The sequence below is a fragment of the Baekduia sp. genome, from assembly GCF_035996765.1.
Lineage (GTDB): Bacteria > Actinomycetota > Thermoleophilia > Solirubrobacterales > Solirubrobacteraceae > Baekduia.
Window position 1 is genome coordinate 14,803 of the sequence record NZ_DASYJG010000056.1, and the last position, 16,313, is coordinate 31,115.

The 16,313-nt window shown below is 70.3% G+C and carries 14 protein-coding genes and 1 tRNA gene; 6 read left to right on the plus strand and 9 right to left on the minus strand.

What is annotated here, in order from left to right; translation table 11 throughout:
• Nucleotide 1 precedes the first annotated feature (1 nt).
• Nucleotides 2-2,206, plus strand: coding sequence for a 3-hydroxyacyl-CoA dehydrogenase NAD-binding domain-containing protein (locus VGO10_RS12725; protein WP_327468844.1), 2,205 nt, complete (start codon nt 2-4; stop codon nt 2,204-2,206).
• 78 nt (nt 2,207-2,284) lie between these two features.
• Nucleotides 2,285-2,791 (plus strand): carbonic anhydrase, encoded by a 507-nt coding sequence (locus tag VGO10_RS12730; protein ID WP_327468846.1) that lies wholly within the window; start codon nt 2,285-2,287, stop codon nt 2,789-2,791.
• Nucleotides 2,792-2,821: 30 nt separating this feature from the next.
• Here VGO10_RS12730 and VGO10_RS12735 read toward each other — a convergent pair whose 3' ends face one another.
• Nucleotides 2,822-4,417 carry a GMC family oxidoreductase gene (locus tag VGO10_RS12735; protein ID WP_327468848.1) on the minus strand — a complete coding sequence of 532 codons (1,596 nt, stop codon included), beginning with the start codon at nt 4,415-4,417 and terminating at the stop codon, nt 2,822-2,824.
• Nucleotides 4,418-4,539: 122 nt separating this feature from the next.
• Nucleotides 4,540-6,642 (minus strand): glycosyltransferase family 39 protein, encoded by a 2,103-nt coding sequence (locus VGO10_RS12740; protein ID WP_327468850.1) that lies wholly within the window; start codon nt 6,640-6,642, stop codon nt 4,540-4,542.
• Between the two features lie 129 nt (nt 6,643-6,771).
• Between VGO10_RS12740 and VGO10_RS12745 the strand changes: the two genes are divergently transcribed.
• Complete coding sequence (locus VGO10_RS12745) at nt 6,772-7,971, plus strand: glycosyltransferase (RefSeq protein WP_327468852.1); 1,200 nt, start codon at nt 6,772-6,774, stop codon at nt 7,969-7,971.
• Nucleotides 7,935-9,572, plus strand: coding sequence for a hypothetical protein (locus tag VGO10_RS12750; RefSeq protein WP_327468854.1), 1,638 nt, complete (start codon nt 7,935-7,937; stop codon nt 9,570-9,572). Before VGO10_RS12745 ends, VGO10_RS12750 begins: the two co-directional genes overlap by 37 nt.
• On the opposite strand, the gene VGO10_RS12755 is transcribed toward VGO10_RS12750, so the two are convergent.
• From VGO10_RS12755 to tadA, 4 genes are all read right to left on the minus strand, one after another.
• Complete coding sequence (locus tag VGO10_RS12755) at nt 9,569-10,012, minus strand: PIN domain-containing protein (RefSeq protein WP_327468856.1); 444 nt, start codon at nt 10,010-10,012, stop codon at nt 9,569-9,571. The genes VGO10_RS12750 and VGO10_RS12755 overlap by 4 nt on opposite strands.
• On the minus strand, nt 10,003-10,260 hold the full coding sequence (locus tag VGO10_RS12760; RefSeq protein ID WP_327468857.1) for a hypothetical protein: 258 nt from the start codon (nt 10,258-10,260) through the stop codon (nt 10,003-10,005). Before VGO10_RS12760 ends, VGO10_RS12755 begins: the two co-directional genes overlap by 10 nt.
• A gap of 75 nt (nt 10,261-10,335) precedes the next feature.
• A tRNA-Ser gene (locus VGO10_RS12765) sits at nt 10,336-10,423 on the minus strand.
• Between the two features lie 16 nt (nt 10,424-10,439).
• Nucleotides 10,440-10,901, minus strand: coding sequence for a tRNA adenosine(34) deaminase TadA (gene tadA / locus VGO10_RS12770; RefSeq protein WP_327468858.1), 462 nt, complete (start codon nt 10,899-10,901; stop codon nt 10,440-10,442).
• A 55-nt stretch (nt 10,902-10,956) separates the two neighbouring features.
• Between tadA and VGO10_RS12775 the strand changes: the two genes are divergently transcribed.
• Both VGO10_RS12775 and VGO10_RS12780 read left to right on the plus strand, forming a co-directional pair.
• Nucleotides 10,957-12,285, plus strand: a complete 1,329-nt coding sequence (locus tag VGO10_RS12775; RefSeq protein WP_327468860.1) for a S8 family serine peptidase — start codon at nt 10,957-10,959, stop codon at nt 12,283-12,285.
• A 915-nt stretch (nt 12,286-13,200) separates the two neighbouring features.
• Nucleotides 13,201-13,644: a hypothetical protein gene (locus tag VGO10_RS12780; RefSeq protein WP_327468862.1), complete on the plus strand. Its 444-nt coding sequence runs from the start codon at nt 13,201-13,203 to the stop codon at nt 13,642-13,644.
• A 51-nt stretch (nt 13,645-13,695) separates the two neighbouring features.
• Here VGO10_RS12780 and VGO10_RS12785 read toward each other — a convergent pair whose 3' ends face one another.
• The 3 genes from VGO10_RS12785 to VGO10_RS12795 form a co-directional block, all read right to left on the minus strand.
• Nucleotides 13,696-14,139 (minus strand): universal stress protein, encoded by a 444-nt coding sequence (locus VGO10_RS12785; RefSeq protein WP_327468864.1) that lies wholly within the window; start codon nt 14,137-14,139, stop codon nt 13,696-13,698.
• Between the two features lie 120 nt (nt 14,140-14,259).
• Entirely contained in the window at nt 14,260-15,762 is a 1,503-nt protein-coding gene (locus VGO10_RS12790; RefSeq protein ID WP_327468866.1) for an exopolysaccharide biosynthesis polyprenyl glycosylphosphotransferase, read from the minus strand.
• A gap of 31 nt (nt 15,763-15,793) precedes the next feature.
• A complete protein-coding gene (locus tag VGO10_RS12795; protein WP_327468868.1) occupies nt 15,794-16,297 on the minus strand; it encodes a hypothetical protein in 504 nt (167 codons plus the stop codon).
• Nucleotides 16,298-16,313: the final 16 nt, after the last annotated feature.

Sequence of the window (16,313 nt, forward strand, 5' to 3'; positions counted from 1 at the left end):
CATGGCCGAATCCACGACCATCAAGTACGACAAGGGCGACGACGGCATCGTCATCCTGACGTTGGACGACCCCAACCAGTCGGCCAACACGATGAACCGCGCCTACATCGCGTCGATGGGCGCGACCGTCGACCGGCTCGAGGCCGAGAAGGACGACATCAAGGGCGTCGTCCTGACGTCGGCCAAGAAGACGTTCTTCGCGGGCGGCGACCTCAACGACCTCAAGACGGTCACGCGCGAGCAGTCCGAGGAGTTCGCCGTCGGCATCCGCGAGGTCAAGAGCCAGCTGCGCCGCCTGGAGACGCTGGGCAAGCCCGTCGTCGCCGCGATCAACGGCGCCGCTCTGGGCGGTGGCCTAGAGATCGCGCTGGCCGCCCATCACCGCGTCATCGTCGACGACCCGAAGGCCAAGCTCGGCTTCCCCGAGGTCAAGTTGGGGCTGTTGCCCGGCGGCGGCGGCGTCGTGCGCACGGTGCGCATGTTCGGCATCGTCGACGCGATGATGCAGCTGTTGCTGCAGGGCCAGGAGAAGCGCCCGGCCCAGGCCAAGGAGATGGGCCTGGTCGACGAGGTCGTCGCCACGCGCGAGGACCTGCTGCCGGCCGCCAAGGCGTGGATTGCCGCCAACCCGGAGGCCGTTCAGCCGTGGGACGTCAAGGGCTACAAGATCCCGGGCGGCACGCCGTCCAATCCGAAGCTCGCGGCGAACCTGCCGGCCTTCCCCTCCAACCTGCGCAAGCAGCTCAAGGGGGCCAACTACCCGGCACCGCACCACATCATGGCCGCGGCCGTCGAGGGCGCGCAGGTCGACTTCGACACCGCGATCGAGATCGAGGGTCGCTACTTCACCGACCTGGCCACCGGCCAGGTGGCCAAGAACATGATCCAGGCGTTCTTCTTCGACCTCCAGCAGGTCAACGGCCCCCGTGGCCGCGCCGCTGACGCGGAGCGCTTCGCGCCGACCAAGATGGTGGTGTTGGGCGCCGGCATGATGGGCGCGGCCATCGCCTACGTCTGCGCGAAGGCCGGCATCGAGGTCGTGCTCAAGGACGTCGACCAGGCCAGCGCCGACCGTGGCAAGGGCTACAGCAAGGCGCTCGTCGACAAGGCCGTCGCGCGCGGCCGCTCCACGCAGGAGGCCGCCGACGAGCTCATGGGCCGGATCACGGCCAGCGCCGATGCGGCCGACGCCGCCGGTGCCGAGCTCGTCATCGAGGCGGTCTTCGAGGACCCGGCCGTCAAGGCGCAGGTCTTCGCCGAGATCGAGCCGCATCTCGCCGAGGGCGCGCTGCTGGGCTCCAACACGTCGACCCTGCCGATCACCCAGCTGGCCGAGGGCGTCTCGCGCCCGGCCGACTTCATCGGACTGCACTTCTTCAGCCCGGTGGACAAGATGCCGCTGCTGGAGATCATCAAGGGCGAGCAGACCAGCGACGAGACGCTCTACCGCGCGCTGGACCTGGCCAAGGCCATCAAGAAGACGCCGATCGTCGTCAACGACTCACGCGGGTTCTTTACCTCGCGCGTCATCGGCACGTTCATCAACGAGGGCATCGCGATGCTGACCGAGGGCGTGCCGGCGCCCACGATCGAGCAGGCCTCCTCGCAAGCCGGCTACCCGGCACCGGTCCTCCAGCTCACCGACGAGCTCAACATGGAGCTGGCGGTCAAGATCCGCAAGGCCACCAAGGAGGCGGTCGAGGCCGAGGGCGGCGAGTGGGTCGAGCGCCCGGCGTTCGCCGTCGTTGACCGGATGCTCGAAGAGGGCCGCGCGGGCAAGCTGCGCGGCGCCGGCTTCTACGACTACGAGGACGGCAAGCGCGCCGGCCTCTGGGCAGGCCTGAAGGACGCGTTCCCGCCGGTCGCCGACCCGTCGACGATCTCGCTGAAGGATCTCGAGGAGCGGATGCTCTTCGCCGAGGCGCTGGAGACGGTCCGCTGCCTGGACGAGGGCGTGATCGAGTCGGTCGCCGACGCGAACATCGGCTCGATCTTCGGCATCGGGTTCCCGGCCTGGTCCGGCGGCGTCCTGCAGTACATCAACGGCTATGTCGGGCCCACCCACACCGGTCCCACCGGCTTCGTCGCGCGTGCCCGCGAGCTGGCCGAGCAGTACGGCGCGCGCTTCGAGCCGCCGGCCTCGCTGGTCGAGAAGGCCGAGCGCGGCGAGACGTACTCCGACGCTGCGGCGCCGGTCGCGGCCTAGCCGCAGCACGCTCTGCGTGGGCCGTCCGGGTTTCCCCGGACGGCCCACCGCTCGCCTCAGCCCATACGATCCGGCGCGATGTCGAAGAACGCCGATGAGATGCTCGAGTTCGCCGCCGCCCGCTCAGCCGCGCTGGCCGCCCCGGGGCTCAGCCCCCGCCCGCAGCGCAAGGTCGCCGTGCTGTCGTGCATGGACACGCGCATCGACCTCTTCCCGATGCTCGGCCTCGAGCGCGGTGACGCCCACATCATCCGCAACGCGGGCGGTCTGGTTACCGACGACGCCATGCGCTCGCTGAGCGCATCGCAACGACTGCTCGGCACCGAGGACATCGTCGTGGTCATGCACGAGGGCTGCGGCCTTTGCAACGCCTCCGAGGACGACTTCCGCCAGCAGCTCGCCGACGACGGCGTCCTGCCCAACTGGCGCCTCGGCGCCTTCAGCAACCTCGAGTCGACCCTCCACCACTCGCTCGACCGACTCCGCACCGCCCGCGAGCTCCCTCATCGCGACCACATCCGCGGGTTCATCTTCGACCCCGAAGACGGGTCGCTGCGCGAGATCGACGCGCCCGGCACCGCCTGACCGGCCCTTCCTTGCGGACCGGCGTCGTGTTCAGGCGCGCGCTGCGGGCACCGCCACGCGCCCTTTGACGAGGTCGGCGGCCCGCTCAGCGACCATGATCGTCGGCGCGTTGGTGTTGCCGCCGGGGATGATCGGGAAGACGGAGGCGTCGACGACCCGCAGGCCGTCGATACCACGCACGCGCAGCTCGGGGTCGAGCACCGCGTCAGAGCCGCCCATGCGGCAGGTGCCGGACGGGTGGTAGAGCAACTCGAGGTTGCGGCGGACGAAGTCCTCCACGTCGCCGTCGTCGCGCACGTCGGCGCCCGGGTAGATCTCGCGCCCCGCGGCTGACCGCAGCGGCTCGGCGGCGATGATCTCGCGCGCCAGCTCGACGCCGGTGACCAGCGCCGCGAGATCCTCGGGCTCAGACAGCGAGTTGGTCAGGATCCTCGGCTTGGCGACCGGATCGGCGGCGGCGAGCCGGATCTGACCACGGCTCTTAGGGCTGATCAGGGCCGGGCCGAGCGTGAACGCGTGGCCGTCGAACTCCTCTGCGCCGTTGTCCACGAAGTAGGCGGGCGCGAAGTGGTACTGGAGATCGGCGGCCGGCAGCCCCGGGCGGCTGCGCACGAACGCGAGCGCCTCGGCGACCGACGAGGTCAGCGGCCCTGAGCGGCGCAGCAGCCACTCCAGCAGCGGCTTGGGCTTGTCGGCGCCGTAGAGCGACTCCCCTACTGTCGACTCCCACACGCACACCACATACGGGTGGTCCATCAGGTTGGCGCCGACGTTCGGGCTGTCAAGCACGACGTTGACACCGACCTCGCGCAGGTGATCGGCCGGACCGATGCCCGACAGCATCAGGAGCTGCGGCGAGCCGATCGCGCCCGCGCTGAGCAGCACCTCGCGCTCGGCGCGCACCGTCTCCTCGCGGCCGCGCCCGTCGCGCAGCACGACGCCGACGGCGCGGTCGCCGTCCAGCGCGATGCGGGCGACATGGGCGCCCGTGCGGATCTCGAGGTTCGGGCGATCCTGGGCGGGCCGCAGGTAAGCGTCGGCCGTCGACCAGCGGCGGCCGTTGCGCTGGGTGACCTGCGCCAGGGCCGCGCCGTCCTGCTCAGGTCCGTTGTAGTCAGAGATCTTGGGGATGCCGACGCGCTCGGCGGCATCGAGGAAGCGCTTGGTCAGCGGGCGCGGCGAGCGCTCGTCGGCGACGTTGAGCGGGCCGCCGACCGCGTGGTGCTCGGACGCGCCGCGCTCGTTGTGCTCGGCCTTGAGGAAGTAGGGGCGCACGTCCTCCCAGCCCCAGCCCGCGGCGCCTTCGCCCTCCCACAAGTCATAGTCCAACGGCCGGCCGCGAACGTAGAGCATGGCGTTCATCGAACTCGAGCCGCCCAACGTTTTGCCGCGTGGGATGTAGAGCGAGCGACCGTTGCAGTGCGGTTCGGGCTCGGTCGCGAAGTCCCAGTCCAACTTGGTGTGGAACTGTTTGGCGAAGCCCGCCGGGATCTTGATATTGGGGCTGCGGTCCTTGCCCCCTGCCTCGACGAGCAGGACGCGCACGCTCGGGTCCTCCGTGAGGCGGTTGGCGAGCACGCAGCCGGCTGAGCCGGCGCCGACGACGACGTAATCCACGGGGGCCATGGACCCGATCGTCGCCGACGGCGGCGGGAAGGGCAAGTCGAGCACGACCTCCACACGCTGGGGTGGGCCTGTTTCGCGACGCATACCGGCCGCAAACAGGCCCACCCCTGTCCAAGCGGTGGCTACGCCGCAGCAGCGATTGCGGCGGCCGTGCCGTGGAGGTCGTAGAGGCCGCTGACGGAGGTCTCCTTGCCGACCTTCTGGACGACGGCCATCAGGGCGCTGGAGCCGACGCGGCCGTCGTTGCCCATGGCGCTGGTGCCGTCGGCCAGGACGTAGCGGATGCGGCCGTCCTTGACGGCTTGGGCGAGCCAGGTGGCCGACACCTCGCTCTCGCGGCCCGAGAAGCCGCCGAGCGCGGCGACGTCACTGCCGGAGCGGATGATCGCGTCCGACGCGCCCTGCTGGGAGGAGACGCCGACGGTCCCGCCGCCGTGGCTCTTGGCGTAGGCAAGTGCTTGGGTGAGGTTGGCGTTGCCGCCGAACATGCCGCCGCCTACGCCCTGGGCGTTGTTGGTGGTGTTGCCTGCGCCGCCGCCGAGCGAGAAGCCCGCGGGCGGCGCAATCTGGCCCGAAGACGAGGTGCCGGTCCCGGTGCCTGTGCCGCCCGGCAGCCGCGGAGGCGCGCCGCCGTTGGCGCCACCGAATCCACCGCCGCCCGGACCACCCCGCATCCCAGCGCGGCCGCCCGGTCCGCCGCCCATGCCCTGCGACGCCGGCCCACCCGCCGGGAACGTGCCGCTCGTGGCGTGCCCGAGCGTCTGCGTCGCCCACGACGCCGGCGCGATCAGCAGCGCGCCGAGCGCGACCGCTAGCGCGATCCCGCGCATCTTCGCCGGGACCCGCGCCGCCAGCACGGCGGCACCGCCGATGCTCAGGGCAACCGCCATCGGGATCAGGTACTCCGTGTCGGTCGCCGCTCGGTGCATGACCATCACCTCGGTGACGAGCCCGCCGACGATCGCGATCGGCGCGACGACCCGGGCCGCGACGCCGCCCTTGAGGATCGTGCCCGCCGTCGCCCCGATCAGCACCGCGGTGAACGGCGCGAGCATCGAGACGTAGTAGGGGTGGAAGATGCCCTTGGCGTAGGAGAACGCGACCGCGGTGGTCAAGAACGCGCCGCCGGCGGCGACGATCCACCCGGTCCGCGCGTCGGTGCGCCGCAGGCGCGTGAGCACCGCGACCGCCAGGCCGCCGGCCAGCGCCATGCCGATCAGCCAGCCGGCCTGGCCGCCGAGCGAGGCGTCGACGAGCCGCGTGATGCCGGTGTCGCCGCCGAAGACGGAGCCCATGCCACCGCCTCCGCCTCCGCCGCCAGGGACACCGCCCCCACCCATCCCGCCGGCTGTGCCACCCGGCCCGCCGGCCTGTCCGTCCAGCCGCCCGACGCCGTTGTAGTTGAGGATCAACGACCAGATCGAGTTGTCCGACGTCCCGGAGATCCACGGACGCGAGGAGGCCGGCGTCAACCACATCAACATCGGCCACGCCAGCCCGACGACCGCCAGCGCCGCGCCGCCGGTCAGCAGCTGGCGCACGGCGACCAGCCGCCCGCGCGGCGCCACCCACAGGTAGGCGGCTGCGATCGCCGGTAGGACGAGCAGGGCCGCGCCCATCTTGGTCTCGAAGCCGAGGCCGACCATGACGCCTGCCCACACCAGCCAGCGCGTCCGGCCGTCGAGCAGCGCGCGCACGGTGAACCAGAGCGCGGCGGTCGAGCACAGCACGACGAGCGCATCGGGGTTGTTGTGGCGCGAGATCGCGACCGTGATCGGCGTCAGCGCGAGCACGAGGCCCGCGACGAAGCCTGCCGGTCGCCCGAAGACGCGCCGCGTCAGGTCATAGGCCAACGCGACCGTGCCGATGCCCATCAGCGCCTGAGGCACGAGCATGCTCCACGAGCTGAAGCCGAACACCCGGACCGACAGCGCCTGGACCCACAGCGCCAGCGGCGGCTTGTCCACCGTCATCACGCCGGCCGAGTCAAACGAGTTGTAGAAGAAGTTGTGCCAGCTGCCCGACATCGACCGCACGGCGGCCGAGTAATAGGTGTTGGCCCAGCCGTTGCGGTCCAGCGCCCACAGGTCGAGCACGGCGGCAACGACCAGGAGCGCCAGCAGCTCAGGCGCAGGAACGGAGATCCGAACGGCGCGCACGCGGTCGCGCAGCGAGGTCGTGGGGGTGCGCGCAGCGCGCACATCGGCGGAGGTGGCGGTCGACATGCCAGCAGCATCGGCGGCGGCCCTGAGCACCTCCCACAGGCTTGCTGGGAGCTCCCTGAGCCCACGCTCTCAGACGGCTCTCAGGCAGATCCCACCGGGCTCACGGCGGCGGCGTCGATCTTCTGACCCATGCCCCGCTACGACAGCCCCAGCGTCGATGTCGACATCGTCGTCCCGGTCTACAACGAGCAGGCCGCGCTGGAGCACAGCATCCGCCGTCTCCACAGCTTCTTGACCGAGAGCTTCCCCTTCACCTGGCGGATCGTCATCGCCGACAACGCGAGCACCGACGGCACGCCGTCCATCGCCGCCGCGCTGGCCGATGACCTGCCCGGCGTGACCTACCTGCGGCTAGACCGCAAGGGCCGCGGCCTGGCGCTGCGGGAGGCGTGGTCGCGCAGCGACGCGCGCGCCGTCTCCTACATGGACGTCGATCTGTCGACCGACCTGCGCGGGCTGCTGCCGCTCGTCGCGCCGCTGCTGTCGGGCCACAGCGACGTGGCGATCGGCTCACGGCTCGCGCGCGGCGCCGAGGTCGTGCGCGGCCCCAAGCGCGAGCTGATCTCGCGTGCGTACAACACCATCTTGCATGCGACGCTGCGCGTGCGCTTCACCGACGCGCAGTGCGGCTTCAAGGCGATCACGCGCGGCGCGGCGGCGCAGTTGCTCCCGCAGATCCGCGACGACGGCTGGTTCTTCGACACCGAGTTGCTCGTCCTCGCCGGCCGCGACGGCCTGCGGATCCACGAGGTGCCGGTCGACTGGGTGGACGATCCCGACTCGCGCGTAGACATCGTCGGCACCGCGATCGAGGATCTCAAAGGTGTGGCCCGGCTCGCGTTCGCCACGCCAATCGCGCGCTTCGCCGCCGTCGGACTGGTCTCGACCATCGCCTATGCCTTGCTCTTCCTCGGCTTCCGCGACGGGGGCCTGGGGGCAGGCCTCGCCAACGCGGTGGCGCTGGCGGTCACCGCTGTGGCCAACACGGCGGCCAACCGGCGCCTCACCTTCGGGATCATGAGCCGGCGCGGCCTGCTGAGCCAGCACGCGGCGGGTGCCGCGGTGTACGCGATCACGCTGGGACTGACGGCGGGCGCGCTCGGCGTGCTGCACGCGCTGGATCAGACCCCCTCACTGGCGCTGGAGCTCACCGTGCTCGTCACCGCGAGCCTTGTCGCGACCGTCACGCGCTACATGGCGCTGAAGACCTGGGTCTTCGGTACCCTCGGCTCGCACTTGCCGACCCGCCGGACCCCAGATCCGGCCGCCATCCAAGGACCTGTCTCCGTCCCATGCCGTCCCGTTCGTCGTCCTCGATCCGCGCCCTGACCGCGCTGGTCTCCCTGCTGGCGCTGGCCGCGCTGGGCGGCACCGCATCGGCCGCGACGCCGCTGCCCGGCGCCCACATCTCGGCGGTCCAGACGGTCCCCGAGGCCACGTATCCGGGCATGCAGCACATGACCTACCTCTACGGGCCGGTCAAGATCGCCCCGGGGCAGAACACGATCGAGGCGCAGCCCAACTCCGAGAAGCCGCAGGTCCCGGGCTACATCACGCGCTTCCAGCCCGACCTCGTCTACGCCAAGGTCAACAAGCAGGGCGGCCACGACACGCCGCGGGTCGACGTCATCCACCTGCACCACGGCGTCTGGCTCGTCGCACGCAACAACACCATCTACCCCACCTTCGCCGCCGGCGAGGAGAAGACGATCTTCTCCATGCCCCAGGGCTTCGGGTACCACTACAACCCGAGCGACGGCTGGATCATGAACTACATGATCCACAACCTCACGCCGAACGCCGACTCGGTGTACATCAAGTACACGCTCGACTTCGTCCCCGACAGTGAGCCGGCGGCAGCGGGCATCACCGAGGTCAAGCCGCTGTGGATGGACGTCGCGGGCATCAAGCCCTACCCCGTCTTCGACGCGCTCAAGGGCAAGGGGACCAAGGGGAAGTTCACCTTCCCGACGCAGGCGTCGGCCGCGCAGAAGAAGGACATCGGCGTCGCCCACCAGTGGACGGTGCCCAAGGACATGACCTTGATCTCCACCGCCGGCCACCTCCATCCGGGCGGGCTCTACAACGACCTGACCGCGACGAGATCCGGTACGACCAAGGAGCTCTTCCGCTCCCAGGCCAAGTACTACGAGCCGGCGGGCGCCGTGTCCTGGGATGTCTCGATGACCGGCACCAAGCCGGACTGGCGCGTCGCGCTGCATCCCGGTGACCAGATCAACACGACCGTCACCTACGACACCCGCCAGGCCTCCTGGTATGAGTCGATGGGCATCATGGTGGTGTTCTACGCCGACGGCATCGTCAACGGCGCGAAGGATCCGTTCACGCAGCCGATCGACACGCGCGGGCTGGTGACGCACGGCCACCTCAAGGAGAACGACAACCACGGCGGCGCGCCCGACTCCGGCCTCCCCGACGCTCGCGACATGATCGACGGCTCGATGCCGACCAACATCGACATCAAGGGCTACATCTACGGTCAGGGCGACCTCAGCCTGACCGGCGTCAACGGCCGCCCACCGACCGTCCAGGCCGGCCACTCGCTGACCTTCACCAACCTGGACGCTACGAAGCTGATGACGGCCCAGGCGTCGGCCTACCACACGATCACCGCCTGCAAGCAGCCCTGTGATCGCACGACGGGCATCGCTTACCCGATCGCCAACGGCAACGTGCAGTTCGACTCCGGCGAGCTGGGCTACGGCCCCGACCTCCCGGCCGTCGGCGGCAAGTTCACCCCCGCCGCCCAGCGCAATACCTGGAAGACGCCGAAGAACCTCGCAGCGGGCACCTACACCTACTTCTGCCGCATCCACCCGTTCATGCGCGGCGCCTTCCGGGTCGTCGGCGCACACGGCAAGGGCAGCGTGAAGAAGAAGTCGGCCAAGAAGGCCGCGGCGTCGGCTTAGCCGGCAGCGAGCAGGGTCACGTCGACCGACAGCTTCACGGCCGGCCACTGAGCGTCGGCCACGAGGATGCTGTCGATGCCCGCAGTGACCTCGGCTGTCGCGAGGATGAGGGCGTCGGGCATCCTGACCGTCGGGCGCCGGCCACCGCCTCTGATCTTCTGGGTGTGGGTGCAGCGGATCCGCGCGGCCTCGGCGGCGATCGCGTGGTCCACCGGCACGATGGCTACCGAGAAGTCGTCCAGAAATCCTTCGACGATCGCCCTGTCGTGATGCCCCAACCCGACACCGGTCAGGAGCTCTGCGTAGGAGACCGTGGCCATACAGAAGAACGCGTCGTCGGCCATCAGGCCGACGATCGCCTCGTGGCTCGCCCTATGGAAGGCATCGCCGGCGTCAAGGAGGCCGATGACGACGCCCGTGTCCAGCAGCGTCAGTCCCACTCGTCGCGCAGCTCGTCGACCTGCTTGCGCAATGCGCCGCCAGAGCTCAGTGCGCCGGAGTAGCGCGCGACCAGCTCGTCGGTGCGATCGAGCAGCACCTTCCCGACACCGACCGCTCGGACCTGCACGACGTCGCCGGTCTTCAGCCCGGCCCGGGCAAACGCCCTGCGCCCGATCGTGATCTGGTGCTTGCTGGAGATCCTCGTGGTCTCCGTCGGGGCGGCCGCCTTCTTTACGGTCTGCAACATCCGTAAAGAATAACTGGCGAGGACGACGGTGTCCAGAACGCCGAAGGCCGCCAATTGGCGGCCTTCGGACCGAGACGGAGGGGGAGGGATTCGAACCCTCGGTACGACGAAGCCGTACAACGGTTTTCGAGACCGCCCCGTTCAACCACTCCGGCACCCCTCCACTGCGAAGACCAAGCCTAGCGACGAGCGCGGAAGAAGGACCGCAGGAGCCCGGCCGCCTCGTCGGCGAGGACGCCGGCGACGACCTCGGGGCGGTGGTTGAGGCGGGTGTCGGCAAGGACGTCGAGAACGCTGCCGGCCGCACCGGCCTTCGGGTCGGCGGTCGCGTAGACCACGCGCGGGATCCTCGAGAGGACGATCGCGCCCGCGCACATCGTGCAGGGCTCCAACGTCACGTACAACGTGCTCTCCAGCACCCTCCAGGTGCCCAGCGCGGCGGCCGCCTCGCGCAGCGCCAGCACCTCGGCGTGCGCGGTCGGGTCCTCGCGGAGCTCGCGCTCGTTGCGCCCGCGGCCGATCACGCGCCCGTCATCGTGAACGACGACCGCCCCGATCGGGACGTCGTCGTGGACCATCGCGGCGCGCGCCTCCTGCAATGCGGCGCCCATCCACCGCTCGTGATGCTCCGATGTGGCCATCGACGCGTCATCATGGAGGAACTTCCCCTCCTCGCGAGGGTTCCTTCTCCAGCCCGTGCCCTCTCTGCCTGTCCGCACCTTCTCCCGCTGCCTTGCCGGGGCCGCGCTCGTCGTAGTCTGCGCATGCGCGTCGGCGCCCGCTTCCGCGCACGCCGGCACCGTGCCCGGCGAGGTCGTCGTCGCCTACCGCGCGCCGGCGCACGCGTCGTCGGCGGGTGCCGCGCGACTTGGCACGCCGCGGGTGCTCCATGTGCGCGACGTCCCGGCGGCGTTGCGCCGCCTGCGGGCACGCGAGGACGTCCGCTACGCGGTCCGCAACGTTGTCGCCCGCGCCGCCGGCGCCTATCTCCCCAACGACCCGGGCCGCGGCAGCACCGCCGGCCGCTGGGCGGCGGTGCAGTGGAACTTCGCCGGCCCGGCCGGCGTCAACGCGCCCGATGCCTGGGGCCACCTGATCGCGGCGGGCCGGCCTGGCGCCAAGGGCGTCAAGGTCGCCGTGCTCGACACCGGCATCGCCTATCGGCAGTTCGGCAAGACGCCGGCCGACCCCGACCTCGCGGGCACGCACTTCGTCGCCGGCTATGACTTCGTCGGCGACGACCCGTTCGCCAACGACCGCAACGGCCACGGCACCCACGTCGCCTCAACGATCGCCGAGACCACCAACAACGGCACCGGGCTCACCGGCCTGGCCTACGGCGCGAGCATCATGCCGGTCAAGGTTCTCGACGACAGCGGCGAGGGCGACGCGGCCGTCATCGCCCGCGGCGTGCGCTTCGCCGCCGACCACGGCGCCAAGGTCATCAACTTGAGCCTCGAGTTCTCCTCCGACGTCGGCTTCCGACAGATCCCGCAGCTGATCGACGCGATCGCCGAGGCGCGCCACAAGGGCGCGATCGTCGTCGCCGCCTCGGGCAACGAAGCCGACACCGCCATCGCCTACCCGGCGCGCAACGGCAAGGTCCTGTCGGTCGGCTCGACGACCGAGCACGGCTGCCTGTCGGACTTCTCCAACCAGGGCAGCGGTCTAGACCTGGTCGCGCCCGGCGGCGGCCCCGACGCGCCGCTGGACGACGTCGGCTGCACGCCCAACGGCAAGGCCGGGCGCAACATCTCGCAGATGACGCTGATCGGGATCCACCGCACGCACTTCGGCATCCCGCGGGGCTACCAGGGCACGTCGATGGCAGTCCCCCACGTCTCGGCGACCGCCGCACTGGTGATCGCCAGCGGCATCCTCGGCGCCGACCCGACACCCGAGGCCGTCGAGCGGCGGTTGGAGACGACGGCCCGCGACCTCGGTCCGGTGGGCTACGACACGCGCTACGGCTACGGCCTGATCAACGCCGCGGCGGCGACGGACCCGGCGGTGCCGGTGTCCTGAGGCGTCCTCGTCTCCTCTCGGAGGCGTGGCAGAGCTGCGTTGCGGTGGGTCGTTATTCGGTGGGTGGTTGGCTGGGCGGCGCTCCGGGACGATCGCCACCACGCTCGTGTGGTCTGGGGCGTTGGGTGAAAGTGTTGGGGCGTGGTTCGGCGTTCGGTTTGTGTGGGCACCGAACGGGGCGTCGCGCGGATGGCGACATCCCGGATCACCTCCTTGTTCAACGCCCTCGCGCCGCCGACGCGCCGCCGCGCGGTTTGTGTCGGAATTGCGCCAGGGCGCCCCGGACCGTTGCGACTTCGCCACGTTGTCGCGGGGTCTGACCCCGTACGAGTCGGCGTTCGCTCACGCTCGAGATCCGGGTCGCCTCGTGGTGAATAGTTCACCATCAGACGCCCCGGATCGATCCGGGGCGTCTGGCCCTCGCATATGAGGGGACAGACGACCCGGATCCCGGCGCAGGCGTCGTCCGGGTCGTTTCGGGTCGAGGGCCAAGGTGGGCCTGTCTGACGCGAGCACATCGCGCCACCCAGGCCCACCCTCCCGAGCCAAAGCGGACGACGAGCCAACGCCCAGAGCAGCCAACCCCGCTCACTCCCCTCGATGAGCACAAACCCCGCCTGCACCCCGACCAACGTCTGCGCGGAACACCAAGAGAGACGCGCCACCAAGGCGCTCGCAACACACCACGCCAGTCCCGCGACCAACGCCCCACGACGACAGTCTCAGGCGGTCCGCTACCCCACCCTGGAGTTGTTGGGGCTGTTGGTAGACGGCAAACCTCGCGACCTTGCAGGAACTCTCCGCGATCAACCGATTCCGTCCGACCCACCGGCTAGGCTCCGCTCCTCATCCAAATACATCACCCCCGCGCCGCTACCAACGGCCGGGGGCATGACCCAAGGAGCATCAACTCCCATGAGTACCCCGCAGCGTACCCACGCCCGCATGCTCGTCGTCGATCGCGAGACCGCCGACGTCCTTCGGCGTGAGACCAAGAAGATGATGGACCTCGGCCACGAGCTCTTCGAGGACTTCCTCCTCTACGGCCCCGACGCCCAATACGCGCTCGCGATGCGCTTCAGCGCCGCAACAGCACTCATCACCGCCATCGGTTGGGACCCCAACAAGGTCAACCCCGACACCGAGTCCTTCGAGGTCCCGCTCACCGACGACCTCATCGAACAGCTGCGCCACCGCCGCTACGACCTCGCCCTCTGCAACAACGACCGTCTCGACGGCCTACCTGTCGACAAGCCGATCGATCCCGACCTCCTCGCAGAGATCACCGTCGACCGCCTGGCGGCCCAAGCCCTGGACCACCTGTTCGTCAAGTACGAAGCCGCTCGCGCGGCGGCCTAGCCGAAACGACCGGCCAGCCGCGGGCCAACCCTGCGGCTGGCCGGCCGCTCCCTACGTCGTCCGGACGATCAGCACACTGCACGGCGCGTGATGGCTCACCTTGTTCGGCACCGAGCCCAACAAAAAGCGCTTAGCGCCCGTCATGCCCTTGTTACCGACGACGATCAGATCAGCGCCCTGCTCCTCGGCCACATCGAGGATCGCATCAGCCGGATCGCCCTGACGCGCGAAGAGCGCGACCTCGACGCCCTTCTCCTGCGCGACCTCGGCCGCGCCGCTCAGCGTCGCGTCGACGTCCTCGCGGGGGTTGACCATCCAGCGCACGTCCTCCGGCGCCTGAGACGACTCCTCGCGCAGCCGGGTCGGGCCGACGGGCGCGAAGGCCGACACGATCAGCAAGGTCGAGCCGACGTTGGCTGCCAGCTCGGCGGCCTGTCCCACGGCCTTGCTCGCCGTCTCAGAGCCGTCGGTGCCCACCACGATCGTCCGGAACATGGGGGCGGAGTCTAAGCGCTACACCAACTTGATCGTCGCGATGATCATGCTCGCGACGATGCAGACGAAGATGATGGCCTGCATCCAGATCCAGAACGGGGACACGCCCCCATCCTAGGGCTACTCGGCGGGGCGCAGCACGACGAGCATGGTCATGGCCAGGATCTTGAAATCGAGGCCGAGCGTCCAATGCTCGATGTAGTAGTTGTCCCACTCGACCCGGTCGCTCAGCGAGGTCTGGCCGCGCAGCCCGTGCACCTGCGCCCAGCCGGTCACGCCGGACTTCACGCGGTGGCGGTCGCCGTAGCGGCGGATGTCGGTCTCGAAGAGCTCGACGAACTCCGGGCGCTCGGGCCGCGGGCCGACGAGGCTCATGTCCCCGAGCAGGACGTTGAAGAACTGGGGCAGCTCGTCGAGCGACGTGCGGCGCAGGAAGCGCCCGATGAGCGTGCGGCGGTCGGCGCCCTCGACGCCGCCGGGGGCGCTGTCGAGGCCGGGCCGGAAGCCCTCGGTCGCCGGGTCGGGCATCCGCATCGAGCGGAACTTGAAGAGGTCGAAGACCGTGCCGTCACGGCCGACGCGGCGCTGACGGAAGACGACCGGGCCGGGCGAGCTGATGCGGACCGCCAGGGCGATCGCCGCCATCAGCGGCCCGAAGAGCAGGACCAGCAGCGCGGCGCCGAGGCGGTCAAACGCATGCTTGAGGGCGAACTGCCAGCCCTTGGGGTGCACGCTGCGCAGGCCCATGAGCGGCGTCCCACCCAGCGGCTCGTAGGTCGCACGGTGGTTGAGCGACTCGAACAGACGCGGCACGAGCGAGACCTCGAGGCCGAGCGCCTCACAGCGCCGGACGAGGTCGACGAGCCGCTCGTCGGGTTCTGAGGAGAAGGCGATGACGACGTGCTCGGCGCCAGTCAGTTGCGCGACCCAGTCGAGCTCGTCGGGTGAGCCGAGGACCGGGATGCCGGGAATCTCGTCGCCCTGCAACGGGTTGGCATCGAGGAAGCCGACCGGCAGGAGGCCGTACTCCGGGCTTGCCACCAGCCGGCGCGCGAGGCGCATGCCGACGTTGCCGGCGCCGACGATCAGCGTCGGGGCGCCGTCGAGGCCGCGGGTGCGGGCCAGGCGCTGCACGCCGAGCAGCCCGATGCGCGCGCCGCCGACGCCGAGCATCGCGGTCGCCCAGAGATGGGCCGCGACGGAGGAGACGGTCGCGGTCCCGCCGGCGTAGACCTGCAAGACGACGACGAACATCGCCGCGATCGACACCGAACCGGCGATCGGCACGACGCCGTCGAGGATCGTGGGCCGCAGGCGCCGCTCGTACATGCCGCGGATGAGCAGCAAGAGCATGACCAGCGGTGGGAAGAGCAGCAGCGGCCAGCCTTCGCGCAGCGGCACCGGCTCGTGCGGCCAGCGCAGGGCCAGGACGAGCGCGCCGACGAGGCCGACGGCATCGATGATCGGGCGTAGGAAGCGCCACTGGACGGTCCGCCGCAGGCCCGAGATCTCGTGGCGCGGCAGGAGGATCGGGACATCGGGAGCGCTCGCGGGCAGCCCAGAGACCGGCGCGTGCAGGGGCACGGCCTCGGCGGTCTGGCGGCTGAACTCGATGCGATTCACGTCTCTTCCCGACTATCCCCAGATGTCGGCGTCACGATGACGACACTTGAGGGCGCCGGGGGGCGTCTTCTGACCCCACCGACAGGCGTCGGAGGCCGACGGCCGCCAGGAAGAAGAGCGCGATTGCCGCAACGAGCGCGAGGATTCCCCCGGCCGAGATCGGCAGCCCGCCGACCGCGCCGGCGCGGGTCGGGTAGGCAACGGTCTGCGGCGCACCGGTGAGGCTGTTGGTGGTAGTCGACCCGCTGGACATCGTCTTGGGATGAGACGCAGGAGAGGACGAGCTCTTGCGCCTTTGGGGCGTGTCCGTGAGCGTGCCCGACGTATTTGGCGCAGCCGCGCTAGCCGCATCCCGCCCACCCGTTGCACGCAGGCTCTCGTCGCCCGTCGCCGCCGCGCCATCACCAGATGTCCCACCGCCACCGCCGACCATGCCGCCGCCGAGCACGACCTGCTCGCCGCCACCGGGCCCGGCGTAGCCGCTGAGCAGCGGGTCCGACGCGCGGCCCGCAGCCGGGAACAGCAGCAGGATCACGAGAGCGAGGAGCGAG